Raw genomic sequence first — 24702 nt, 5'->3', positions numbered from 1 at the left:
GTGAGGGCAAACATGAGGGGATATTTAACGTCCAAGCCCACGCCTGTACACCTCCCATTCTATCAATAAAGCGAAAAAGGCAAGCATGGCGAGCGCCAGCCAGGCGGCTTCATTTTCGCGGACGCCGTTTTTCCCCTGTTCACGGGGCTTTTTATTCAATGTAAATGAATCCGAACTTGGCGCGGCCTTTTCCCTGTCGTCCAATAACACGGAAAAGTAATGAATTTGGCTGCCGGTGGATGCCTGGTAAACGCCTGGTTTAAAAGGTGCTTTGAAATTCTCTTTCGATAAATCATATTCGGCCAGGTTTTTCCCGCTCCGGCCAAAAATGGCGAGTTTCCCTTCCGGAGAATCCAATGCAAGCCACTTCTCTTCACCGGGCTGGAAATACCCTAGAAACCGGGATTGCTGGGAGAGCCATTGATAGCTATTGTACAGGAAGATTGGAAAGCCTGGATGAAGCGGCCAATCAGAGTCTTCAATCGCAAAATTTACCGCGACCGCTGGCTGCCCTTTCCTGTAGCCTGTTTGGATCAGCGGGCGTCCGCCGGATTCCGCGATTGTCTGGAATGAACTGTTATATGGTTCCGCCGCATATTTTACGAAGGTTTTGCCAAATTCCGTGAATTGGAGCAAAGGGGAATCCACAGCCGTTACTTTTTCTTTCAATTCCCACCTTTGCCCTTTCTCCTTATTAATCAGCAATATCGGAAGATCAGGCAGGTTTCCCGGCTCCTTCCCCTCAACAAGCAAAACCCCCTCCCTTATGGAAGCGATCGAGTTTTTATCAGCCTGTATGCTTTCCATCCCAAGCGACCTGAACCCTTTCAACAAAAAAGGATTCACTTCCCCGATTGCATAAATGGGCGGATTGGGAGGGGTTAGGACGGCCGCGGCCTCGTTGTCCGCCTGATAGCCATCCTTCACGACCGCCTCAGCCAAATAATAAGGATTTTCCGGTAAACCGGGTATGTCGATGATTTCCTGGCTATTAGGGCTAATTTTCAGGCTTTTTTCAAAATAAGCTTCTTTATCGCCCTTAACCCTGAACAGCACTTCGCGTTCTTTGCCGCCCTGGTTTTCTATAACCGCGGCGGCGTTGATTTCATCGCCTTTCCTCGCGGCGCCAAAGGATAGAAGCGACAGATTCTCTATCTTTGTGCCGCTATTATGGACCTGGATAAATTGGTTTCCTGCAAGCGGCTCTATCTCGTCCTTAGGGGCGGCGTCTGAAAAAATATGTATCTCGTTTCCTTTACCCGAAGACAGCGATACAGCAAGCTTTACCGCTTCAATCAAATTCTCATGCTCGTATGTCAACGAAAGGGACCGGATCGCATCCCTGGCAGCCTTAGTTCCTGTTTCCCTGTTCAGGATTACCTCGGGCCTTTGCCCAGCGGTTATGAGAGTTACTTCGCTGCTTCCACCGTTTTCCACTAGTTCAAGCATCTTTTCTTTCGCACCGTCCACCCTTGTCCCTTCTTCCGCCGGCGCGGACATGGACGAGGAAGGGTCGAAGATCAGGAACAAATGCTGCCCAGCCAAGCCCCCGCTTTGCCAGCCAGGTTTTCCAAGCGCGAACATCAACAGGGCCAGCGCGGCAACCTGAAGCCACAAAAGCAGGCTGTTCTGCAATTTCTTCAGCCAGGGGGATGCCTGCCATTCGTTCATCGCCTCGGCCCAGAGCAGGTTGGAAGGATTAATGACAGACTTATATTGTTTGCGGAAAAAATAAAGAAGAATGACAAATCCTATCAGGCCTGCCAGAGCGAAATAGGCGGGGTTGGCAAAGTGCATTCAGGTTCACCTCATTCCAGCACTTTTTTGGCCGTGCATTTTTGAAAAATAAACTCGTGGAAATCATCCCTATCGGACACCGCCAAATAGGAAAAACCATATTTACTGCATAGCTGTTCAAGTGACGCGTTATGCGCCTTCAGCCTTCTTTGGTACATTTTAATAATGCTCTCCCGCATGGTGACATCGACCGCGGTTCCGGTTTCGCTGTCTATCAGCCGCAAATCCCCGGCCTCTGACGGAAAAAGTTCCTCGCCCGAAAGAATCTGGATAAATTTCACTTCAATCTTCGATAAAGCAAGTTTCCTGAACAGGGTGTCAAATTCCCCGGGATTTTCAAGGCCGTCGCTTATCACAATCGCAGTTTGGGTACTCTTTAGCCCTTCGCGTAGCGCATTTTCCGTAAAAGTCCCGGCCTTCGCCATTCCGTCTGTCGCCAGGATGCTTTTGTAAACGCTTTTGGCATAGACCGTGCCCTTCCGGGTGATTTTTCCTTCGGCTGAAGAGGAGGCCGGAATGAAGGATAGCCTATCTTCACCCATCAGGACAATATAGGAAAGAGCCGCGGCAATTTCCTTCGCCATCCTCCATTTCGTATCGATCGTCCTCATCGACGGTGAAGCGTCAAGAAAAATAGCCACATGGATTTCCTGTTCATCGAGGAATCTTTTAATATAATGCTTGCCCGTCCTCCCGTAAAGATTCCAGTCAATCAGACGGATATCATCCCCTGGCTGGTAAGCACGAAAATCGGAAAATTCCAGGGATTGGCCCGGCCGCCCCGATCGGCGTCCCCCTTTATGGGCCGCCCTTCTTCTCGTCTTTACGGAAAGCCGTTTCCTTTGGAGCCTGGCAAGCAGCCCGTCCTGTCCGGCGCTCATTTTGCCTGGGCCGCCTTTAATGCATGTTCAAGGAGCTCATGGATAATTTCATCCGTTTCAAGGCCCCGTGCTTCCCCTTCAAAATTCAAAAGCAGCCTATGGCGAAGCGACGGGATTGCCGCATTTTTCAAATCCCCGGTTGATACATGGTACCTGCCTGAACACAATGCCCTTGCTTTTGCCAGCATTAAAAGGCTTTGAAGCCCCCTCGGCCCAATTCCATACTGGATGTACTTATTGACTGATTCCGGGGCTTCCTCCTGCCCGGGATGTGAACAGGTAACGATTGCAACCGCCGATTCGAGGATTTCATCCGAGACAAGGATTTCCTTCGCGAGCTGCTGAAGCTGGAAGACCTCATCTTTGGAAACGACCTTTTTTACGGTTGGCGTCTCTGTCCCTGTCGTCCGCCGGGCGATTTCCTTTAACTCCTCCCTTGAAGGATAGCCAACAAGGATTTTGCAAATGAACCGATCCATTTGGGCTTCGGGCAGAGGGTAGGTGCCTTCCATGTCAATCGGGTTCTGAGTGGCCAGCACGAAAAACGGCCGTGCCAGCACTTTTGTGTTCCCCATTACGGTGACAGTCCGTTCAGCCATTGCTTCAAGCAGGGCGCTCTGCGTTTTTGGTGTCGCCCTGTTGATTTCGTCGGCAAGGACAATATTTGCGAAAATAGGCCCCTCATGGAAAACGAATTCCTGCCTGCCGTTTTCGCCTGGCTGGAGAAGCATTGTCCCGGTTATGTCGGAGGGCATTAAATCCGGCGTAAACTGAATCCGGTTGAAGGAAAGATCCATACAGTCGGCGATTGTTCGGATCAGCATTGTTTTTCCGAGCCCTGGAAGCCCTTCAAGGAGGCTGTGACCGCCTGAAAGGATGCTCCATAGCACATGTTCGACCGTTTCTTCCTGGCCGACAATGGCCTTTTTAATCTCTTCCCTGGCTGATTGAAGCAGTTGGGCCGCTCTGTTGAATTGATTTTCCTTGTCTTTTAAAGACTCCATGGAATCACTCCTTCTCGGGATCCAAATCAGAAAAATAATTTTTAACGATTGTTTCGAGGCCTCCCGGCAGCTTGACCCTGTCAAGGCTGTTGCGGTAGGACGCGGCATATTCACCGTATACCTCTTCATACGGACGGAGCGTTCCGAGTTGGATAGGACCATCGCTTTCAAATTGGGATGAGCCTCCTTCACCAAGCTCCCCAAAATCAGATTCGACAGTCTTGTTTCCGCCTATTTTCTCCGGGACAGTCAGAAACTCCCGCGATCCCTGCCCCAGCCCTGCTCCTGCGCCAGGGCTGCCCCCTTGCCCAATGCCGGTTCCTTTCCCCTGCCCGGCGCCGCTGCCAGTTCCCTCCCCTTGCCCGGTGCCTTGTCCAGTCCCCGTTCCGTTCCCATTTCCATTGCCGCTTCCTGGGATGTTTCCGGGCACCCCACCGTTGCTCGGTTTGCTGCCGGGCCGCGTACCCGTAGAACCATTAGTTTCCGGAGGAGGCGTTCCCTGTTTATTGCCGGATTGCGCCTGGCCTTTGGGTGGATTCTTTTGTGGCCCCATCGCGAACTCGCCTCCAGTAAGGCCTTTTGCGGCCATTTCGCTTTTCAGTTCCTGCCCTTGCTTAGTTAGCGCATACTGAAGGGACGCAAGCTCTTTCAAACCGTCTTGTGAGTTGAATGTCTCCTCAAGTTTTTGCCGCAAGCTGCCGAGCTGTTCCTCCGAAAGCCTGCCGTCCGTCCCGGTAAGTTTTTTCATGGCGGAAGATTGAGCCGGGGACAGTTTCCCCCCGTTATTTGAAAGCCGTTTAATTTCCTCCAATGCCTTATCAACATCCTTTTCAGCAAGGGAGGATGCGAGTTTTTCAAGCCCCGCTCCCTCTAACTCATTCGCTAGTGCTTCGAGCGTGGCGTTTTTTTCTTTTTCCTTCAACTCCTTGAGGACGAGCTCCTTCCTTTTCCGATCGATCGCTTTCAAAGCCTCTTCCGGAGTCCGAGCTTTCGCAAGTTCTTCCATCAATTCTTCAAGCTCTTTTTTCGAAAGTGGATTTATCTCCTTTTTCAGCTGCGCGGCCATTGCTTTCTCCGCTTTTTTCACGACTTCAAGCTCGGATTGCCTTTTTACAGCGGTTTCGATATTTTTAGTCGGAAATTGCTCCAGCGACACAGCCGAAGCGGCGATGAGAATGCCGACCGTGAACCATTTTGTTATGGGATATTTCTTTTTACGGGAAAGGACGCGTTCCTGTTCCATTTTCATTCGGGAGACCGTTTCCTTGATGAGCAGCTTTTGGATGGCGCCATCCTCGCCAAGAAATGAATGGGCGGATAGCACCCTGTCTTCCGGAATATAGCTGTTATAAAGCGCCGCGGCTTCCTTCCAGCCCGGCAAACGCCGGATAAAAAACAGAAACGCAATAATGAATACCAGCCCGGAACAGACATATGCAGCCTGGTGATAGTATGGAAAAACAACCATCCTGGCGACTAGAAGCACAGCCACGAAAACAGCCGCGCCAATCGCAAACCCGTATTGCGCGCCTAGTATTGCCCGCTTTAGCCTCAGCTGCCGCCTTACCGGGGACAAAAGCTTGAGAAACTGACCTTTATCATCCATTTCCGTCCACCCTTTTTTAACGTTTTGTTCCTGCTTTCGGACGCAGTTTTCGAATGCTGATCAAAATGGCGGCTGTAAAAAGGAGCGTGTACGAGATCAGCAGCGCGGCCCATAAAGGAAAATCAATTCCCGTCTGGCCGCTTAGGCCGTCAGTAGCTGAAGGCTCAAAAATTCCGATCAAAATGGCAAATGGATTCAGCATCGCAAGGAAGTATGGAACAGGATTGGACCCCTGCGCGCCATGGCCGAACTGCAGCGACACTAGCATAAGGAAAGCCGTACCCGCCGTAAAAAACAGAGCAGTTCCATACGTTGAAATCATCGAAACAATCGTTCTCCGTATCAATGTAGAATAGAGGACGCCAAAACTTCCGAATACGAAAATGATAAATATATAGTATCCAAGGACGGTCAGGAGCTGGAGCGGCGAGATGCCGCCAAACAGGAAAACGATGCTGTAAATTGGCAAACTCGCGAAAATCATCAGCAACAAAAACGAGACAGAGGATACGAGCTTGCCGATGATGATCGCACCCGAACTCTGGGTCGTGGTCAGCAGGATATTGAGCGTTTGTTTCTCTCTCTCCCCGCTGATGACGCCAGCGGTCAAACCGGGAGTAATGAACAGGATCAGCCCAAGTTGAATAAAGGAAAGAATCATGAACATCATCCTGCTCTCATCGGGCCTTACATAAGCGCCTCCCATCGATTGGGAATTTAGAAAAACAAAGCCAGCAACAAAGATTGAAACAGCCAGTAAATAAAACATGAGCCCGAGGAAACTCTTATAGGAGCGGAACCTGAGCTTGTATTCCTTAAGCATGACCGGATTTAAAAACGGCTTCAAGACAGCTCAACTCCTTTTGTAATTTCCATGAACACATCTTCAAGGTTCGACTCGGCCTCCGAAAAGCTGATGACTTTTATATCCGCTGCGACCGCCTGTTTTAAAAGGAGGAACTGCTCTTCGTCCGTACCTCTAAAAACAAACTGAACCTTTTCGCCATCGTCGCTCTTTTCAAGGCGGCTGACCAAGTGATGGTCCTCAAAAAACGACGCGGCCAAGTCCTGATCTCCCCATAGTTTCACGGTGATGAGCTTTTCTCCCTGAAGGCGCCTTTGGATTTCAGCTACCGAGCCTTCTGCGACGAGCCTTCCCTGATCGATAATTCCGATTGTATCGCACATTTCCGCCAGCTCGGGCAAAATATGGGAAGAAATGAGGATGGTTTTTCCCATGATCTTCAGTTCTTTCAGGATTTCCCGCATTTCAACCCGCGCTCTCGGATCCAGCCCGGAAGCAGGTTCGTCAAGAATCAGTACTTCAGGGTCATGGATGAGCGACCGCGCCAGGCAAAGCCTCTGCTTCATACCGCGCGAAAGAACATCGACATACGAGTCCGCCTTATGGGACAGGTTGACCAGTTCAAGAAGCTGAGGTATCAGCTTTGCCCTTTCCTGAGCAGAGATTCCATAGCTTGCTCCGTAGAAATCCAGATATTCGACAGCCTTCAGCTGGTCATAGACCCCGAAGAAATCCGGCATATAGCCTATTTGCCTCCTGACCGCCGCGGGTTCTTTTGCAATGTTGCACCCATTAATATAGGCTGTTCCTGAAGTTGGCGCCAATAGTGTGGCCAATATGGAGAACGTAGTTGATTTGCCCGCACCATTTTGTCCGACAAAACCAAACACGGTTCCCTTCTCTATTTTCAGCGTAAGGGAGTCAAGGGCGGTAAACTTGCCATACTTTTTTGTTAATCCCATTATTTCAATCATTTGCCCGCCTCCCCCTTAATTGTTACCGATGGCAACCTTACTGCCGGGTCGCCTTGCCCCTTTTTATCAAGCCGAATCGTTATTTCGCCTTCCCCGGAAACGAACCTTTCCGGCCGTTCTGTAAAACTTGTCACTGGATTTTCCAGGCTAGTAAATTCGCCGCTCTCGGCATTTTTAATAGAATATGCCGCTTGGCCAGGCTGGAGCATAATCGAAATTTCCTCGAATTTTATCGTTCCCCCGGAAAGCTGAGAAGGAAGATGAAGGATGTATTCATATACACCATCTTCTAGGAACGCCTCTTTTGCTCCGGGCTGGTAATCGATATTCCCGCCTTTGACAGGAATCAGGTCAAATGAAAGAGAATCCTCGTTAATCGAGAAGGCGCCGCTGAGTCCCCCGGCAACATCCACATCTTGATAGATGAGCGAAATGCTCGCCGTTTTCTCTCTTTTATCCACAAGGTCGGCCTTCATGACCCGGTCTTTTGTAAGGCCATAGACAATTGGCTTGTTCTGGAATCTGGATTGATTATAAAGGAAGCTGAGCCCTTCGTTTTCAAGCCTTTCTCTTTTCATTTTTTCTATATTCTCACCGTAATAGCTTGGGCCCTGGTATCCGTACCCTCCAATAATTGGCGCCGTTAAATACTTTTTGCCCATATCCTGATCAACCTTTAAGGATTCTCCCTTTTTCAGGCCTCCAAGTTCCACTCTTTTTGTACCGGACCATATATACACATTTTCAAAATTATAAGGAAAGTTGTTTACAATTGTTCCAGTGATCCTATTTCCGGAAAAAAGAAGATTTGTTTCAAATCCGCCTGAATTATCGATCGATGTATTTCCGTATAATGTCCTTGTTGACCAATATTCCACATTCCGGAACGTTACCGAATCCTCCTTCCTTCCTTTTTCAAGGATGGCGAAGCGCTGCGGGGCGGAAGGTGGTCCAAAAGAAGACCCAGGGATTCCATTAAACTCGCCGCCCTTGAAGGAAAAAGTATAATCGCCGCCTGTATTGGACAGAAGTGAAACGGCTTGAACGCCAGTTATACCGCCGCCAAACGCTTTATATACTCCCATCTGGCTAACCTGCGGGCTTGCAATCCGGTCCTTTGCGCCAATACCAAATATCACGGCCGAGCATACAAGCGCGATGGACGGAACAATCCACCAGGCATGTTCCCTTTTATCAATCCTCTTCAACAGGAAATAAAGGGCCGGCCCAGCAAGCAAAACATAAAATGCCAGCATCAAGACAATTTGGCCAGTTGAAAAGTGGACCGAAGGAAAGTACGCATTAACATCGGCGACATTTGAAAAATAACTATCGTAGGGATTGTAGTAGCCTGGCATGTTCCCAGCTTTTAATGGCCGGGCCTTCACCAGGATCGAGGAGAACCATTCACCATAGCCCTTCCACGAGGAAAAAGGTTCTTCCCCCGCCGAAAACGCGGTTTGCAAAATCTCTCCATTCCCGGCCCGCCTTTTGGCGACAATTGGAGTATCACCGGATTTCAGTACCACTTCCGAGCCTTTGGCCGCTGATCCGAAATAAACTGGCACCGATTTAAATTCGTCTCCGGGATTGATGGAGCTTTCCAACCCAGTAAGGTCCGCCTTTGATTGGGTGCCGGTTTCCATTGGAAGTTCGCTGTAAAGCTTCCCATATGCCTGCGCGGCATTCGCTGCTCCGCCCGCGATCAGGATTCCACCATTTTTCACCCAGGCAAGCAGCGCTTCTTCCTGTGCCGGACTCAGGCTTGAAAGCGGAAAACCGTCAAGAAGGATGTAATCAAAATATTCCAGCCCATAATGTTCCTCAGGTATTGCGGATCCATCAAGGATAACCGTTTCAATCCTGCTGTCAGCGGGCAGCGGTTTCAGCTCCTTCAACCGGTCTGGTTCCTCGCTCAGAATGCCGAGCGTTTTCCATGATTGGTCGGTATATTTCAGGGCAAGGTTGTTTGGACCCTGGAAAGCAACTTCCTTCCCTTTTTTCCAGCTTCCCTCGTACAGGAAGATGTTCCGGCTGCCCGGATTCGAATATTGCCCTTCGTCGGAAATGCCGGGAAGGGATACACTGTACGTTTTCTTGCTCCCTTTTGGCACGTCAATATGGAGTGCCCTTGCGCCAGATGAACTGTATGTCGGGTAAAAATTAAGGAGAAGATCGCCTTTAAAGTCTTCACCGCTGTTTTCAACCGTGATAAAGACTGGAAATCCCCTGCCAACTTTCACATAGCCGCCATAACCTGTTTTCGTTGAAATTTTAATCCCATCCGCAGCTGCGGAAGCAGGGAAGGGGATTAAAGAAACAAAAAGTGAAAATATCAAAAATAAAAGAAATATTCCGTTCTTCCGAGCCAAACTGATTCCCCCCAATGATTGCTTACTATATAGGTTTTTTAAATTTCATTTCCCGCTTAACCTTGCGGTTGATTTCCGCTACAGGCACACGCTTTCCGCGGGGCGTCAGTGGAGCCTCCTCGGCGCGGGCGCCTGTGGGGTCTCCAGCTTGCCGCTGCATCCCGCAGGAGTCGGTGCCCTCCGCTCCAATCAACCAAGATTCTAAATTTAATTCAGCCTATATAGATTAGACGTATTTTCTCTGTTTTTTGCTCCACTTTTATGTAAGTAACTTGGTGTAATTTTACACTTTTAGCGAATAAAGTGCAATTATTAAAAAAACAGTACCGCTACTATTGCGATACTGTTCAAATAGCTGCCTATTCAGTTTTGTCAACCTGGTCGGCAAACAGGCCGTACACGTATTTTTCAGGATCAAATTCCTGAAGGTCATCCATCTTTTCGCCGAGGCCGACAAATTTCACAGGGATATTCAATTCATTCCGTATTGCGAGGACGATTCCGCCCTTAGCGGTACCGTCGAGCTTCGAAAGGACAATGCCCGTCACATCCGTTGCTTCCTTGAACGTCTTTGCCTGAATCAACGCGTTTTGCCCTGTTGTCGCATCAAGGACAAGGAGCACTTCATGGGGTGCGTCCGGGATTTCCCTTTCGATGACCCGTTTCACTTTTTCCAGTTCTTTCATTAAATTTACTTTGTTTTGCAGACGGCCCGCGGTATCACAAAGAAGGATATCCGCCTTTCTTGATTTCGCCGCCTGGATTGCATCGAACATGACCGCCGCCGGATCCGATCCCTCGGCTTGTTTAATGACAGCTGCGCCGACGCGGTCGCCCCACACTTCAAGCTGGTCGATTGCGCCTGCCCGGAATGTATCCCCAGCAGCAAGCAGGACCGTTTTGCCTTCTGTAATGAATTTGTGAGCCAGCTTTCCGATGGTCGTTGTCTTGCCAACGCCATTTACGCCAACAAACAGGATAACCGTAAGCCCGTTTTCCTGTATATTCAGCTCGGAGGATTCGTTTCCGCCGGCATTATAAATGTCGACAAGCTTTTCCGAAATAACATTTTGGACTTCTGCTGGGTCGCTAATGTTACGGCGCTTTACCTCGAACTTCAATTGATCGATCAATTCCATGACGGTGTCAAAGCCGACATCCGCCTGGATAAGGATTTCCTCAAGTTCTTCGAAAAAATCCTCATCGACTTTACGGTATCTGGCGACAAGGTCATTGACCTTCCCGGAAAAGCTGTTCCTCGTTTTGGAAAGCCCTTCCCTGAATTTGTCCGTTACACTGTCGGTCTGTTTAGTAAACGTTTCTTTTAGTTTTTTGAAAAAACTCATCTCAACACGTCCTTGTTTTATGTTTCAACCAGCTCTTTCGTTTCTTCAAGCCTTACAGAAACAAGCTTGGAAACCCCCGATTCCTGCATGGTTACCCCGTAAAGCACATCCGCTTCCTCCATCGTCCCTTTCCGATGCGTGATGACGATGAACTGGGTGCCAGTGCTGTAGCGCTTCAAATATTGGCTAAAGCGGTATACATTCGCCTCATCGAGCGCCGCCTCCACCTCATCAAGGATGCAGAATGGCACAGGGCGGACCTTAAGGATCGAAAACAGTAGGGCGATTGCTGTCAGCGCCCTCTCGCCTCCGGATAAGAGTCCGAGATTTTGCAGCTTTTTCCCTGGCGGCTGTGCGACTATGTCTACCCCGGTATACAAAAGATTTTCCGGATCCGTAAGCCGCAAGTCCGCCCGGCCTCCCCCAAACAATGCCTTGAACACAGGTTCGAAATGCATCCGGATTGCGGAGAAGGTTTCTTCGAATCGCTTTATCATCTCTTCATCCATTTCGCTTATTACAAGATGGAGCGTGTCTTTTGCTTCCTGCAAATCATTTTTTTGCTCGAGCAAAAATTCATACCGCTCCGACACGCGCTCATATTCCTCTATGGCTCCCAAATTAACGTTTCCAAGTTCCTCGATGCCGCGCTTAATGAGCTTGACCTTCCTTCTTGCCTCATCTGGCGGAAGCAGGAGAGGGTGGTTTTCCTTCGCTCCTTCAAACGTAAGCAAATACTCTTCCCGAAGATGGGCAAGTTTATTTTCAAGTTCTACATCCAGCCGGTTAAGCTTGACCTCCTCATCACGGAGCGCTTCCGCCATCCCTTTATGCAGCCTCCTAAGCTCTTTTGCCCCCGCTTCCGACTGCTCAAGTTCAGCTGAAAGGCGAAGCCTTTCTTCCCTGCGCGTGGAAATTAGCTTCAAGGTGTTTTCCTTATCTTTTTGCTTTTCGGCTGCGGCAGCGAGCAAATGTTCCTCTCCTGACAGGCTGCCATCCATTTCGGATACAAGAAGGCCGAGGTCTTCTTTTTGCACATCCAGCTTCATTGAAACGGCATCATGCTCTTCCGACACGCGGTTAACCCGTTCCATTGCATGAAGATATTGCTCGTTTTTAGCAGCAAATTCAACTTTCAGGCGATTGATTTCCTCTGAAACAGCTTCTCTCGATGTGAGGGTTTTTGCCTTTTGGTCAGACAGCCTGGCGATTTCGGCGTCAAGTGTTTCAATTTTCTTCCGCGCGCCATCAAGGGCAGATTCAAGCTCGGTTTTTCGAGCAAGCAGCCTTTCCCTATCCTCATTAATTTGGCCTTTTTCCATATCATAGATTGCGAGCCGGTCGCTGATATTTTTTAATTCAAGCTCCGCTTCCCGAAGCGTGCCTTTCAACCTCTGCTCCTCAAGGCGTTTTTCTTCGCCCGTTTTCCTTAACTCTTCAAGCAGGCCTTCGGTTTGTTTTACTGACGTCTTCAGCAATTTTACTTCTTCCTCGAGCTGGGACGTCTTTTCTTCCATCCCGCCCAGCTTCACCTTTAATTCATCAAGTTCGGTTTTTCTGCTTAAAAGCCCGGTGCCGTTTTGCTTCACCGCACCGCCCGTCATGGACCCTCCGGCGTTGACTACATCCCCTTCAAGGGTAACGACCCTCATCCGGAATTGAAGCGAGCGGGCAATGTCATTCGCGCCTTTAAGGTCGCTCGCGATTAATACATTTCCCAAAAGGTTTTCAATGACATGCCTGTATTTATCACCGAATTCGACTAGGCTCGATGCGGTTCCGATAAAGGAAGGATGCTGCCTGGCCGCTTCAAGCTGGGACGGCGCTGGCGATTTGCTTTTCATTACGCTCAACGGAAGGAATGTCGCCCTTCCGTAAGAATTCCTTTTTAAAAATTGGATTGCCTCACGGGCGCTTTGTTCCGTCTCGACGATAATATGCTGAAGCGCTCCGCCAAGTGCGGTTTCAATAGCCGTCTGGTACTCTTTTGGCACATGGACGACCTCCGCCACCGCGCCTTCTATTCCATTCAGGCTTGTTCCTCGCGCCTTTAATACTTCCTTAACGCCCTGGAAAAAGCCGTTGTAGCCTTCTTCCATTTCCTCAAGCATGTCTTTCCTTGATTTTGCCTGCTGGAGGTATTGGTATGCCTGGTACAGCATTTTTTCCTGCTTTTGATAATTGGCGGAAACCGTTTCAAGCTGCCTTTTGTTTTTTAAAAATTCCTGTACTTGGGACTCAAGTTCCTTAGCAACGGTTCCCAACTCGGCCTTGATTGTTTCCACTTTTTCGCCCGCGTTGGCGCGTTCTTCAAGGAATCGCCCGTTTTCGTCGTCAAGCCTTGCGCTTTTCCTGTCAAGCTGTTCAATCTGCTGAAGGACGAGCTTTGTTTCATTCCTCGCACCCGCCTGCGCGTTCAGCTCCTCAATGTATTCACTTTTTAGCGATTCAATTTTATCATCGGCATTTTCACTAAAGAGGACAAGTTCGCCCTGTTTCGCTTTAAGTTTTTCCTGGAGCAGGGAAGCTTCGTTTCCGAGCGCTTTGGCGGAAGCGAGAAGGTTCTCACGTTCAAGCTCAAGCGATTCTTTTTTATCGGATAGTTCTTTGATGCTATCCTCGAGTTGCTTTCTGTTTTGGGCGGCATTCTTTTTGCGTTCCTTCAGGACTTCTTTCCTGCCCTCAAGCTTCTCGAGTTCTTCGCTTGCGTGGAGAAGGACTGTTTGCAGGTCGCTGATTGATTCATCCACAGCCGCAATCCGATCCCTGGCCTGTTCGATTTCGGCTTCTTTTTTATGAAGGGACGCGGACAATTTTACTTCTTCCGCCTTATGTACGTCGAGAAGGCGGGATAGCTCCTCCCATTTTCCGTGCAGTTCCTCAATCTCGAAAACAGTCAGTGCAACCTCGATTTTCTCGAGCTCTTCTTTCTTTTCCTGGTAATCGCGGGCAATCGATGCCTGGATTTTCAATGGCTCGACCTGGCTTTCCAACTCATGGAGGATGTCCTTGACCCTGTTCAGGTTATCCTGGGTTTCCGCCAGTTTTCCTTCGGCCTTTTTCTTCCGCTGCTTGTATTTCAGAACCCCGGCGGCCTCCTCGAAAATGCTCCTGCGCTCCTCCGCCTTGCTGTTCAGGATTTCTTCTACTTTTCCTTGGCTAATAATCGAGAACGCTTCCCGGCCAAGACCCGAATCCATGAAAAGGTCGACGATATCCTTAAGCCTGCATGGCTGCTTGTTTATCTGGAATTCACTTTCGCCAGACCTGAATACCCTTCTTGTTACACTTACCTCATTATAATCAATCGCAAGGCGCTGGTCTTCGTTATCGAGGGTAAGTGTTACCTCGGCGAAATTCAGCGGTTTCCGTGAATCGCTTCCTGCGAAAATGATATCTTCCATCTTCGTGCCGCGGAGGGATTTGGCCGATTGTTCGCCAAGCACCCACCTTATCGCATCGATGACATTGCTTTTTCCACTTCCGTTTGGCCCGACTACGGCGGTGACACCGGGGACGAAATCGACGCCAATCCGTTCGGCAAAGGATTTGAAACCTACAACATCGAGCCGTTTTAAATACACTGCCTGTTTCCTCCTCTAACAATTGCCGGTTTTCCCGTTTTTTTAACTGTCTTCCGGCTTAAGCCGTGAAAGCGCCTTTTGAGCTGCCAACTGTTCCGCTTCCTTCTTGGAACGGCCAGTACCGACACCGAGCTCCTCCCCATTCAGGGAAACCCTGGAGACAAATTCCCTGTTGTGGGCAGGGCCCTTTTCCTGGAGCACCTTGTACTCGATCGTTCCGGCGCCGTCCCTCTGCACATATTCCTGGAGCTGGCTTTTAAAGTCCATAACATGGGAAAACGCGCCGGAATTTATTTTTGGAAAAATCGTTTTTTCAAGAAAATCGACTACTGGCTCCAACCCTTGATCCAAATAAAGCGCGCCGATAAACGCCTCGAATACATCCGCGAGCAATGCCGGGCGGGTACGGCCTCCGGTCATTTCCTCGCCTTTTCCGAGTAATATCAGCTTGCCGAATGAAAGTTCATTTGCAAAAGACACCAAGGACGGCTCACAGACAATCGCCGCGCGGAGCTTTGTCAGCTCCCCTTCGCTCATCATTGGATATTTTTTAAAAAGGAACTTTGAAACGGTCAATTCAAGGACTGCGTCACCAAGGAATTCAAGCCTTTCATTGTCTTCAAAAGGCTTCCTGCGATGCTCATTTACATAAGATGAATGTGTAAAGGCCTGTTTAAGCAGCTTCTCATCCGTAAATTGAATGCCAATCCGGGACTGGAATTCTTTAAATAAATTTTCTTTTGCGCGATTCACCGCAGCCTCTTTATCCTTATAGTTTTTGCGCATAAATCTTCACCATGCTCCTTCTTTCTTTGGCCATCCATACATGAAAGGAAAACCTCGGGTAGTTCTATAATACAGAAGAAAGCTCCGTTTGAAAACGGAGCCCGAGAAACCTGCGATTAATTTTTGCTATTTATGTAGTTAACAGCATCTCCTACTGTGCCGATTTTCTCAGCATCATCGTCAGAAATCTCCATATCGAACTCATCTTCCAATTCCATAACAAGTTCAACTACATCAAGGGAATCAGCGCCAAGATCATCCTTGAAGGAAGCTTCAAGTGTAACCTGGGATTCGTCAACACCAAGGCGATCCACGATAATCTTTGTAACGCGTTCTAATACTTCTGCCATGCTTGTCACCTCCCCTCAAGCTATTATAGAGTATTTCCCCGAAGGAATAAAGCGAAACTTCCATTAGCGGATGGTGTTCCCGCTAATGGTTAGTCCCCGTTCTACTGCCGCTAAAATCTTCCCTTCGTGAAGATTATAAGCGGACAGTACGAACCCGATTGGTTCAACTAAACCGCTGAAGTACACAGCGGTAAGTTTCACTGTATCTCGCCAATCGGACCTTTAGGGGCAGTTGATTCCCTCTAGGGAATCCTACTGCCCGTTAAGGTGGGGAAAAGCGAAACTTCCATTAGCGGGCGGTGTTCCCGCTAGTGGTTTTACATAACCATTCCGCCATCAATATGAAGCGTTTGCCCGGTCATATAGGAAGAATCATCAGAGGCCAGGAACACAACCGCCTTCGCGATATCGGACGGTTCCCCGAAGCGGGCAAGCGGGATTTGCTTCAGCATTTCCGCCTTGACGTCCTCGGTTAATTTGTCGGTCATGTCCGTCGTGATGAAACCTGGGGCAATCGCGTTAACATTAATGTTCCGCGAAGACAATTCTTTAGCCGCCGTTTTGGTTAGGCCAATCACTCCCGCCTTCGCAGCCACATAATTAGCTTGCCCAGGATTCCCGCTTACCCCGACAATCGAGGCGATATTGATGATGCGGCCGCTTCGCTGCTTCATCATCTGCCGGGTCACGGCTTTCGTGCACAGGAATACGCCTTTAAGGTTGATATTAATAACATCATCCCATTCGGATTCCTTCATCCTCATCAGGAGGTTGTCCCGTGTAATGCCCGCGTTGTTGACGAGAATATCAAGGGAGCCAAACCGGTCGATTGTTTCTTTGACCATGGCTGAAACGGCGTCCGGGTTGGAAACATCACCCTGAATCGCAAAGGCTTCGCGTCCCATTGCTTTGATGTCCTCGGCAACTTCATTCGCTCTTGCTTCGCTGCCCGCGAAGTTGATGGCAACATTCGCGCCTTGCCTTGCAAGCTCAAGGGCGATTTCCCTGCCAATTCCCCTAGACGCGCCCGTAACAAGCGCCGCTTTTCCTTCAAACTTCATTATTTTTCCTCCTTAAGGGCGGCAATAGTCTCCATGCAGCTCTGTTCATCGGAAACAGAATAGATTTTCACTTCCCGGCTGATTTTTTTCACAAGCCCGCCGAGCACCTTGCCAGGGCCGAACTCGATGAACGTATCGACGCCTAATTCAATCATTTTCCGGACGGAATCTTCCCATAATACAGGGGAGTATAGCTGCTTCACTAAATTCGCCTTGATTGTATCCGCATCTTCCATTGGCATTGCATCGGCATTTGCGATTACCGCGACGGATGCATCCCGGATTTGCGCGCCATTAAGTACATCTCTTAGTTTTTGCGCCGCGGGTTCCATCAAGCTCGAATGAAACGGACCGCTTACATCCAGTTGAATGACCCTTTTGGCTCCTGCTTCCTTCGCTTTTTCGCCGGCCTGCCTAACGCCTTCCACGGTGCCGGAAATGACAATTTGTCCAGGGCAATTAATATTCGCGAGTTGGACCGGATAACCCTCGGCAGTAACGGCTGCGGCCGCTTCCGCGAGAATGCCCCGTTCAAGGCCAAGTACCGCGGCCATTGTTCCGATACCATCGGGAACGGCTTCCTCCATGAACTCTCCCCGTTTCCTTACAATGCAGACACCCTCTTCAAAAGAAAGTGCGCCCGCCGCGACAAGGGCGGAATATTCACCGAGGCTGTGTCCCGCGGCATAATCGGCCTTGATGCCGGATTCCTTGAATAATTCCAGGAGCGCAGTGCTGATTGTCAGCAAAGCGGGTTGGGTGTTGACCGTTTTCGTCAACGTTTCCTGGGGACCTTCAAACATGATATCCGACAAACCATAACCTAAAAGTTCATCCGCTTTTTCAAATAGAGCCCTGCTTCTTCCATGATTCCCGGCAAGTTCTTTGCCCATCCCGACGGTTTGGGACCCCTGCCCAGGAAAGATAAATGCGATTTTTCCCATTGAAGCACCTCTTACATTAAGATTCTTTATCGGCCAGCTTTGCGCGTTCTGCCGATTGTTTGATTAGTCCGGTAACATCGTTTGCAACCATTTCCCTTGTTTGGCGGATCGCGCTGAACAGCGCCTGTGCATTTGATGATCCATGCGCCTTAATAACCGGAGCTTTTAATCCGAATAAAGCGGCGCCGCCGTATTCCGAATAATCCATCTGATTTTTTAAAACTTTCAGGTCGGGCTTTAGGACGGCTGCGGCCAGCTTGCTTTTAAGGCTTGACGTAAGCGCGCCTTTCAGCATTTTGAAAACGGACATTGCCGTGCCTTCCACGGTTTTCAATACCATGTTCCCGGTAAAGCCGTCCGTGACGACAACATCGGCCACGCCATTCAGCAAATCCCTCGCTTCGACATTTCCGACAAAATTCAGGTTGGATTCTTTTAAAAGGGTGAATGCTTCCTTTGTCAGATCGTTCCCTTTCTTTTCCTCCGTCCCGATGTTGAGAAGACCCACCCGTGGGTTCGCGATTCCGCGGACCTTATTAGAGTAAACGGAACCCATCAACGCGTATTGGAACAAATGCTCCGGCTTAGCATCCACGTTCGCGCCTACATCGAGAAGCAGGAATCCTTCCCCGCCAATCGTCGGCAGGGTCGGCGCAAGGGCGGGCCTGTCAATCCCATCAATCCGTCCAACCACAAACAGCCCGGACGCCATCAGCGCCCCTGTATTCCCGGCGGAAATGCAGGCGTCCGCGGCTCCTTCGGAAACTTGCCTTGCCGCAAGGACCATGGAAGCATTCTTTTTGCGCCTTACCGCCCTGACCGGCTCATCCGTTGCAAGAATAACTTCATCGGTATGGAGAATCGAAATCCTATCATGCCCGGTGAATGTTTCCCTGATTTTCGCTTCATCGCCGACTAGCAGGATTTCGATGTCTTTATATGTGTCGGCCGCCTTAACCGCTCCAAGGACGATTTCCTTCGGAGCATGGTCGCCGCCCATTGCGTCAATTGCCAGCCTCATCCGTATTGCCACCTCTGCTTTTATTTGAGCGGAACATTTCAAATTCCCCGATGAACACAGGCTCATTATTCACATAACTTGTCACTTCAACAAATGTTCTGTCGTGCTCATTATCAATCCGGGTTACCTTAGCTTTTGCGATAACCCTCTCGCCTTCATGCACGGACCTTTTAAACTGAAGCCCGGATTTCGCAGTCAGCGCGAGTTCATCGTTGATGACCGCTACCGCGAGCGAATTGGCCTGGGCGAACAAGTGATGGCCTCGGGCAATCCTGTTCCGCTTGAACACATGCTCCTTTTTTATATCCAAAATGGAAATGGCGCTATGGTCCAATTCAATATCGATAATATCCCCAATTACTTCATCAATCGGCAAGGACCGCACTTCATCCTCGAACTTTTTTTCAGCCACGTTCTTGATCCGTTCCCTCAGTTCTGGAATGGACAGTTCAAGGCGGTCAAGCCGGATTGTCTGGACGCTGACCGAGAATAGCTCAGCCAATTCCTCGTCGGTTATAAATGGATTTTCTTTTATTGTCAACACCAGTTCACGCTGGCGTTCCTTTTTGTTTCGCTTCATCGCATCCACCGCCATTTGCTCTTATGACTAGGTACTAACAGTAGTATAAAAGTTAGATATCCAGATTGCAAGAGTAATTATCTAGCTTGCAGGGGATCAATCCAGCTTCTCCCCTGTAAGAATGCCGGCTTCAATCAGCCCTTCCCGGAGGCTGGCATACTCGGGTGATTCCCAAAATGCCCTTGACTGGACAAGCTTTGCCGCGTCTTCCCTAGCCGTTTCAAGGGCACGGTAATCATGGACCATATCGGCAACTTTGAAGTCCGGAATCCCGCTCTGCTTTTTCCCGAAAAAGTCTCCCGGCCCCCTTAATTCAAGGTCCTTTTCACTGACAACAAATCCATCGTTCGTTTCGGTCATAATCTTCATCCGTTCCTTACCCACTTCTGATTTCGGTTCGGCTAGGAGGATGCAGTAGGATTGGTCGCTTCCCCTTCCGACCCTGCCCCTTAGCTGGTGAAGCTGAGCGAGGCCGAATCGCTCCGCGTCGTAAATGACCATCACTGTGGCATTTGGGACGTTAACGCCAACCTCGACGACGGTGGTTGAAACAAGAACCTGGATTTCATTCGCCGCGAAGGCACGCATCACTTCCTCCTTTTCGGAAGAATGCAGACGGCCGTGCATGAGCCCTGCTGTGAAGCGGTCTTGGAAATAGTGCGTGAGGGAAGCGTGGACATCGATGGCGTTCTGGACATCCAGTTTATCGGATTCTTCAATCAGGGGGCAGATGACATATGCCTGCCGCCCCTTGCGCAATTCTTTTTCCATGAACGCCAGCACCCTGTCGAGCATATCCTCCCTCGCCCAATACGTTTCAATCGTTTTCCTTCCCGCCGGCATTTCGTCAATGACGGAAACATCCATTTCCCCAAAAACTGTAATGGCAAGCGTTCGTGGTATGGGCGTCGCCGTCATGAACAGGACATCGGGATTTTCACCTTTTTCCCTTAGGACACGGCGCTGCTCGACACCAAACCGGTGCTGCTCATCGGTTATGACAAACCCAAGCCGGTGAAATGCGACCTCCTCCTGGATTAGGGCGTGCGTCCCGATCAGGATGTCAACTTCCCCGGCGGCGAGGGCAGCAAGGATCTCCTTTCGCGCCTTACCTTTTACTGAGCTTGTCAAAAGTTCGCACCTGACCCCATTTGGGCCAAATAGTTCTTTAAGCGAAGCGGCATGCTGTTCAGCGAGGATTTCGGTCGGGACCATAAGGGCCCCTTGCCTTCCCGACGTAACGGACGCATACAGGCCAATAGCCGCAACGACCGTCTTGCCTGAACCTACATCCCCTTGCAGAAGCCGATTCATCCTGTACGGCGATTTCATATCTGTGAGGATTTCATTTACAACCCTCTTTTGCGCCCCTGTCAGCGGAAACGGCAATGCATCGATGAACGCCTTTAGCTTAGCCAGGTCGTAATTTTGGACGATGCCGGGGGACTGCTCCCTTTCAAGCTTCCTAAGAGCTTGCATTTTAAGCTGGAAGGCGAGGAATTCTTCATAAACAAACCGCCTTCTCGCCTTCTTCACATCTTCCGGCAAATCGGGGAAATGCATGATTTTTAAAGCGTCTCGCCTGTCTGGAAGCCTGTATTTCGCGATTAACCCCTCTGGCAAGGTTTCTTCAATGTCTTTCCCATATAGGTTGAACGCCTGGGCAATGTATTTGCGCATGCTCTTCATCGTCAAGCTGCCCCGCAGCGCATAAACCGGTTCAAACATCTTCCCGGCCCTGTTTTCACCAAAATGCATTTCCGATACGGTTATCGCCATACGGTGCTGGTCCCATTTTCCGGTAACTGTAACTGTTTCACTTATTTTAATTTTGCCTTTCAAATATGGCTGATTGAAGATGATGGCCTGGACGAGGTACCGCCCGACAAGCAGGCGTACCGTCATCCGGGATTTGTTTTTTCCAAAACGGGCAAGGGAAGGCTCGCTATGAACCTTCCCCTCCACGGTTATTCTCTCATCATGCTTCACATCAGCCAGGTCGCGCAGCCTGTAATCTTCGTAGCGGTATGGGAAATGTTCGAGCAAATCCTTGATCGTAACAATGTTCATATCTGCCAGAAGCTCTGCTGTTTCATCGCCTATTCCTTTTAGGACTTTTACTGATTGCATGAGATTTGTATTCACTGTTTTGTAAGCGGGATTCCAAAGATTTTGGCTTCCAGTTCCCTACCGGTTGGAGTCGCCGCCAGACCTCCCTGTGCTGTTTCTCTTAGTGCGGACGGCATGGATTGGCCAATTTTAAACATCGCGTCGATTACTTCATCGCACGGGATTCTGCTTTTAATTCCCGCTAGCGCCATATCGGCCGCTACCATCGCGTTTGCCGCCCCCATCGCGTTACGTTTTACACATGGTACTTCAACAAGTCCAGCGACTGGGTCGCAGACAAGCCCAAGCATATTTTTCAATGTGATGGCCATTGCTTCGGCGCACTGCTCAGGTGTTCCTCCCGCAAGCTCGACGAGTGCCGCTGCCGCCATCCCTGCAGCGGAACCAACTTCCGCCTGGCAGCCCCCCGCGGCGCCCGAAATTGACGCGTTATTCGCGACCACGAAGCCAAACGCGCCAGAGGTGAACAAAAACGAAACCATTTGTTCACGCGTTGGATTTAGCTTGTTTTTCACGGCAAATAAAGTACCAGGAACAACTCCCGCGGAACCCGCGGTCGGCGTCGCGCATATAGTCCCCATCGCGGCATTCACTTCATTCGTGGCAACCGCCTTGCTCACTGCGTCAAGCAATGTTTCACCCGATAGAAAATTACCTTTTTTAATATATTCCTGCATAAGGACCGCGTCGCCGCCTGTTAGCCCGGAATGGGATTTGACCCCCTGGATGCCGCGCTCGACTGCCTGTTCCATTACCAGAAGGTTACGGTCCATCATCGCGATGATTTCTTCCCTCGTGCGCCCTGTTACTTCAATTTCCTGTTCAATCATGATTTCCGATATTTTTGTATTCCTGCTGGTTGCCAGTTCAACCAGCTCAGCGACATTACGGAACATCCGCTTTCCCCCTTTTTTGGTGTTATATTTATTCACACATTTTTAGTCGACAATTTTTGTTACCTTCAGGATATTTGGCAGCTTTTCTATCTCATCAAGGATATCTTGCCCAATATTATGGTCAACCTCGATTGTCATCAAAGCCATTTTCCCCTTTTCCTTCCTGGAAACTTCCATATGGCCGATGTTGACCTGATGGCTCGCAAGGACATTGGCAACATTTGCAATCGCACCGAATCTGTCGTTGTGGACAACGAGGATGGCCGGATGGTGCCCAGAAAGCTTCAATTCAAAGCCGTTCAGCTCGGTAATCTCTATTTTCCCCCCGCCGATTGAAATGCCGACTAGTTCAAGCTCGCCCTTATCGTCGCCGATGATGACCCTTGCTGTATTCGGGTGGTCCGTCACCGCGTCTTCCTCTATGAATCTCAGTTTGATTCCCTTTGCCTCCGCGAGATCAATCGCTTTGATAATCCTGGGATCATCCGTATCAAAATCAAGCAGGCCGCCAATCAGGGCTACATCGGTGCCATGTCCGCGGTATGTTTTTGCAAAAGAACCATAGAGTGAAATGTTCACCCATTTCGGCTCCCTGCCAAAAAGGCTTCTGGCAACACGGCCAATCCTTGCCGCTCCTGCGGTATGCGAACTTGACGGCCCTATCATCACCGGGCCGATTATATCAAATACACTTTTATATTTCATGATCCCTTCCCCTTATCAGCTCGGGCCGAACCCGTTTATACTAAAAAGCCTTATCCTTTATTTTAACGAATATTATTGTATTTTGACAAATTGTTTCTATTTATGGCGGCTGGTAAAAAGAAGAAAAGGCATTCGCCAATACTGGCTGAATGCCTTTTTCGTCAATGTTTATTCAATTGCGAAAATGAATGAGTAAAGCGGCTGTTCGCCATTATGGATTTCGATTTCGACATCCGGGAAATTATCCTCTACAAACGAAGCAAGTGCCGCCGTCTCCTCTTCGGAAACGCCTTCGCCTTGAAGGATTGTCAGGATTTCCGATTCATCATCCAGCATTTTCGCAAGCAGCTCCTGGGCAGCCGCTACTTTTTCCTTGCTCTTCACGACAATTTTCCCTTCGTTGATGCCCATGAAATCTTCTTTTTCGATATCAAGTCCGTCGATGTTCGTATCCCGGACCGCAAAAGTGATTTGGCCGGTCTTGACATGGCCCATCGCTTCAGCCATCGCGGCTTCGTTCGATTCCATATCTGCGCCAGGGTTAAATGCTAGAAGAGCCGAAAGCCCCTGCGGAACGGTCTTTGACTGGATAACGACAGCTTTTGATCCTGTAACTTCCGCCGCCTGCTGCGCCGCCATGATAATGTTTTTATTATTAGGAAGGATAAATACCTTATCCGCATTTACTTCCTCGATCGCCTTGACAATGTCCTCGGTGCTTGGATTCATCGTCTGGCCGCCTTCAATGACGGAATGGGCGCCGATGCTCCTGAATAATTCGGCAATTCCTGATCCCATTGATACAGCGACAATGCCATATTCCCGGCGTTCCTTTGGCGCGTTCGCCGCAACGAGCGGCGTATGTGTTTCGCCAACAATGTTGGAATGCTGCTGGCGCATATTTTCAATTTTGATATTAATGAGGCTACCATACCGCTGCCCATAGCTTAATACCGTACCAGGCTGCTCGGAATGGATATGTACTTTTACCACATCCTCATCGGCAATAACCAGAAGGGAATCGCCGTATTGGCTGAGATCCTGGCGGAAGGATTCTTCCTTGAAAGGCTTACCCGCGAGCTTGTCCGCTTCGAATTTCACCATGAATTCAGTACAATAGCCGAATTCGATGTCCTCCGTGTTCATATGGGACTGCACGCTCCGATGGTGCTCGGCGTTGACGAGTTCATTCATGGACGGCATCGCCTCAGGTGAATCCGGGAGCTTTTCCCCCTTCAATTCCGCAAGGAAACCCTCGTAGACAAAAACAAGGCCTTGGCCGCCGCTGTCCACTACCCCTACTTCCTTTAGCACAGGGAGTAGGTCCGGCGTACGCTTCAAAGAAGCTTTTGATTCTGCAAGAACCGCCTCCATGATTTCAATGATGTCATCGGTCGACTTTGCCGCTTGGACACCCTTGCGTGCCGAGTCCTTTGCCACTGTCAGGATCGTACCCTCGACAGGCTTCATGACAGCTTTGTATGCCGTTTCGACACCGGTTTCAAGCGCCGCGGCAAATTCTTTTCCGCTGATCGACGCTTTGGTTTCAATCGCCTTGGAAAATCCCCTGAACAGCTGGGATAGGATTACCCCTGAATTTCCTCGCGCGCCCATTAAAAGGCCCTTGGAAAGTGCTGATCCGACCTTGCCGATATGTTCCTGGACATTGTTTTTGACTTCTTTTGCCCCTGATGTCATCGACAGGTTCATATTCGTTCCGGTATCGCCATCCGGCACGGGAAAAACATTCAAGGAATCAACCAGCTTTGCATTAGCTGAAAGGTGGTTGGCGCCCTGAATGACCATTTCCGCAAATTGTATACCGTTTAACGCATTCATTGACACTTATGCTTCCTCCTC

The 24702-nt window shown here is 49.6% G+C and carries 20 protein-coding genes; all 20 read right to left on the bottom strand.

The genetic code is table 11. The annotated features are described in order from the left end of the window. Nucleotides 1–24 precede the first annotated feature (24 nt). The 20 genes from DRW41_RS03030 to DRW41_RS02940 all read right to left on the bottom strand — a co-directional run bounded on the left by DRW41_RS03030 (nt 25) and on the right by DRW41_RS02940 (nt 24687). Nucleotides 25–1797, bottom strand: coding sequence for a vWA domain-containing protein (locus DRW41_RS03030; protein ID WP_115450468.1), 1773 nt, complete (start codon nt 1795–1797; stop codon nt 25–27). A gap of 11 nt (nt 1798–1808) precedes the next feature. Continuing rightward, entirely contained in the window at nt 1809–2678 is an 870-nt protein-coding gene (locus tag DRW41_RS03025; RefSeq protein ID WP_115450467.1) for a DUF58 domain-containing protein, read from the bottom strand. After that, nucleotides 2675–3682 (bottom strand): AAA family ATPase, encoded by a 1008-nt coding sequence (locus DRW41_RS03020; protein WP_115450466.1) that lies wholly within the window; start codon nt 3680–3682, stop codon nt 2675–2677. The genes DRW41_RS03025 and DRW41_RS03020 overlap by 4 nt, the downstream gene beginning before the upstream one ends. Before the next feature lie 4 nt (nt 3683–3686). Next, the gene (locus DRW41_RS03015) at nt 3687–5288 is read right to left on the bottom strand and encodes a DUF8809 domain-containing protein (protein WP_115450465.1); all 1602 of its coding nucleotides are present in this window, start codon (nt 5286–5288) and stop codon (nt 3687–3689) included. Nucleotides 5289–5304: 16 nt separating this feature from the next. Then, the gene (locus DRW41_RS03010) at nt 5305–6135 is read right to left on the bottom strand and encodes an ABC transporter permease (protein WP_245959323.1); all 831 of its coding nucleotides are present in this window, start codon (nt 6133–6135) and stop codon (nt 5305–5307) included. Further along, a complete protein-coding gene (locus DRW41_RS03005; RefSeq protein ID WP_115450464.1) occupies nt 6132–7067 on the bottom strand; it encodes an ABC transporter ATP-binding protein in 936 nt (311 codons plus the stop codon). The genes DRW41_RS03010 and DRW41_RS03005 overlap by 4 nt, the downstream gene beginning before the upstream one ends. Further along, nucleotides 7064–9439: a DUF8725 domain-containing protein gene (locus tag DRW41_RS03000; protein WP_115450463.1), complete on the bottom strand. Its 2376-nt coding sequence runs from the start codon at nt 9437–9439 to the stop codon at nt 7064–7066. Before DRW41_RS03000 ends, DRW41_RS03005 begins: the two co-directional genes overlap by 4 nt. 359 nt (nt 9440–9798) lie before the next feature. Further along, a complete protein-coding gene (ftsY, locus tag DRW41_RS02995) occupies nt 9799–10785 on the bottom strand; it encodes a signal recognition particle-docking protein FtsY (RefSeq protein ID WP_115450462.1) in 987 nt (328 codons plus the stop codon). A gap of 17 nt (nt 10786–10802) precedes the next feature. Then, nucleotides 10803–14369, bottom strand: a complete 3567-nt coding sequence (smc, locus tag DRW41_RS02990) for a chromosome segregation protein SMC (RefSeq protein WP_115450461.1) — start codon at nt 14367–14369, stop codon at nt 10803–10805. Between the two features lie 42 nt (nt 14370–14411). Further along, nucleotides 14412–15155: a ribonuclease III gene (gene rnc / locus DRW41_RS02985; RefSeq protein ID WP_115450460.1), complete on the bottom strand. Its 744-nt coding sequence runs from the start codon at nt 15153–15155 to the stop codon at nt 14412–14414. Between the two features lie 116 nt (nt 15156–15271). After that, nucleotides 15272–15505 (bottom strand): acyl carrier protein, encoded by a 234-nt coding sequence (locus tag DRW41_RS02980; RefSeq protein ID WP_043933362.1) that lies wholly within the window; start codon nt 15503–15505, stop codon nt 15272–15274. Between the two features lie 63 nt (nt 15506–15568). Beyond that, nucleotides 15569–15706 (bottom strand): hypothetical protein, encoded by a 138-nt coding sequence (locus DRW41_RS22805; RefSeq protein ID WP_181884388.1) that lies wholly within the window; start codon nt 15704–15706, stop codon nt 15569–15571. 116 nt (nt 15707–15822) lie between these two features. Further along, nucleotides 15823–16566 (bottom strand): 3-oxoacyl-[acyl-carrier-protein] reductase, encoded by a 744-nt coding sequence (fabG, locus tag DRW41_RS02975; RefSeq protein WP_115450459.1) that lies wholly within the window; start codon nt 16564–16566, stop codon nt 15823–15825. Beyond that, nucleotides 16566–17510, bottom strand: coding sequence for an ACP S-malonyltransferase (fabD, locus tag DRW41_RS02970; RefSeq protein ID WP_115450458.1), 945 nt, complete (start codon nt 17508–17510; stop codon nt 16566–16568). Before fabD ends, fabG begins: the two co-directional genes overlap by 1 nt. A 16-nt stretch (nt 17511–17526) precedes the next feature. Continuing rightward, nucleotides 17527–18531 carry a phosphate acyltransferase PlsX gene (gene plsX, locus DRW41_RS02965; RefSeq protein ID WP_115450457.1) on the bottom strand — a complete coding sequence of 335 codons (1005 nt, stop codon included), beginning with the start codon at nt 18529–18531 and terminating at the stop codon, nt 17527–17529. Further along, entirely contained in the window at nt 18515–19111 is a 597-nt protein-coding gene (gene fapR / locus DRW41_RS02960) for a transcription factor FapR (RefSeq protein WP_115450456.1), read from the bottom strand. The genes plsX and fapR overlap by 17 nt, the downstream gene beginning before the upstream one ends. A 96-nt stretch (nt 19112–19207) precedes the next feature. Then, nucleotides 19208–21256 (bottom strand): ATP-dependent DNA helicase RecG, encoded by a 2049-nt coding sequence (gene recG, locus DRW41_RS02955; protein WP_115450455.1) that lies wholly within the window; start codon nt 21254–21256, stop codon nt 19208–19210. After that, nucleotides 21253–22137, bottom strand: a complete 885-nt coding sequence (sdaAA, locus tag DRW41_RS02950; RefSeq protein ID WP_115450454.1) for an L-serine ammonia-lyase, iron-sulfur-dependent, subunit alpha — start codon at nt 22135–22137, stop codon at nt 21253–21255. Before sdaAA ends, recG begins: the two co-directional genes overlap by 4 nt. 42 nt (nt 22138–22179) lie before the next feature. Next, nucleotides 22180–22842 carry an L-serine ammonia-lyase, iron-sulfur-dependent subunit beta gene (sdaAB, locus tag DRW41_RS02945; RefSeq protein WP_115450453.1) on the bottom strand — a complete coding sequence of 221 codons (663 nt, stop codon included), beginning with the start codon at nt 22840–22842 and terminating at the stop codon, nt 22180–22182. Nucleotides 22843–23010: 168 nt separating this feature from the next. Continuing rightward, the gene (locus DRW41_RS02940; protein WP_115450452.1) at nt 23011–24687 is read right to left on the bottom strand and encodes a DAK2 domain-containing protein; all 1677 of its coding nucleotides are present in this window, start codon (nt 24685–24687) and stop codon (nt 23011–23013) included. Between the last annotated feature and the right edge of the window lie 15 nt (nt 24688–24702).

This window comes from Neobacillus piezotolerans, assembly GCF_003362805.1.
Taxonomy (GTDB): Bacteria; Bacillota; Bacilli; order Bacillales; family Cytobacillaceae; genus Bacillus_D; species Bacillus_D piezotolerans.
This window is presented reverse-complemented; position numbering and strand designations above follow the sequence as displayed.

What these genes read in the sequence shown, in the direction of transcription:
- DRW41_RS03030 (WP_115450468.1), bottom strand. Translation starts at nt 1,797, where the DNA reads ATGCACTTTGCCAACCCCGCCTATTTCGCTCTGGCAGGCCTGATAGGA.
- DRW41_RS03025 (WP_115450467.1), bottom strand. Translation starts at nt 2,678, where the DNA reads ATGAGCGCCGGACAGGACGGGCTGCTTGCCAGGCTCCAAAGGAAACGG.
- DRW41_RS03020 (WP_115450466.1), bottom strand. Translation starts at nt 3,682, where the DNA reads ATGGAGTCTTTAAAAGACAAGGAAAATCAATTCAACAGAGCGGCCCAA.
- DRW41_RS03015 (WP_115450465.1), bottom strand. Translation starts at nt 5,288, where the DNA reads ATGGATGATAAAGGTCAGTTTCTCAAGCTTTTGTCCCCGGTAAGGCGG.
- DRW41_RS03005 (WP_115450464.1), bottom strand. Translation starts at nt 7,067, where the DNA reads ATGATTGAAATAATGGGATTAACAAAAAAGTATGGCAAGTTTACCGCC.
- ftsY (WP_115450462.1), bottom strand. Translation starts at nt 10,785, where the DNA reads ATGAGTTTTTTCAAAAAACTAAAAGAAACGTTTACTAAACAGACCGAC.
- rnc (WP_115450460.1), bottom strand. Translation starts at nt 15,155, where the DNA reads ATGCGCAAAAACTATAAGGATAAAGAGGCTGCGGTGAATCGCGCAAAA.
- DRW41_RS02980 (WP_043933362.1), bottom strand. Translation starts at nt 15,505, where the DNA reads ATGGCAGAAGTATTAGAACGCGTTACAAAGATTATCGTGGATCGCCTT.
- fabG (WP_115450459.1), bottom strand. Translation starts at nt 16,566, where the DNA reads ATGAAGTTTGAAGGAAAAGCGGCGCTTGTTACGGGCGCGTCTAGGGGA.
- fabD (WP_115450458.1), bottom strand. Translation starts at nt 17,510, where the DNA reads ATGGGAAAAATCGCATTTATCTTTCCTGGGCAGGGGTCCCAAACCGTC.
- plsX (WP_115450457.1), bottom strand. Translation starts at nt 18,531, where the DNA reads ATGAGGCTGGCAATTGACGCAATGGGCGGCGACCATGCTCCGAAGGAA.
- fapR (WP_115450456.1), bottom strand. Translation starts at nt 19,111, where the DNA reads ATGAAGCGAAACAAAAAGGAACGCCAGCGTGAACTGGTGTTGACAATA.
- sdaAA (WP_115450454.1), bottom strand. Translation starts at nt 22,137, where the DNA reads ATGTTCCGTAATGTCGCTGAGCTGGTTGAACTGGCAACCAGCAGGAAT.
- sdaAB (WP_115450453.1), bottom strand. Translation starts at nt 22,842, where the DNA reads ATGAAATATAAAAGTGTATTTGATATAATCGGCCCGGTGATGATAGGG.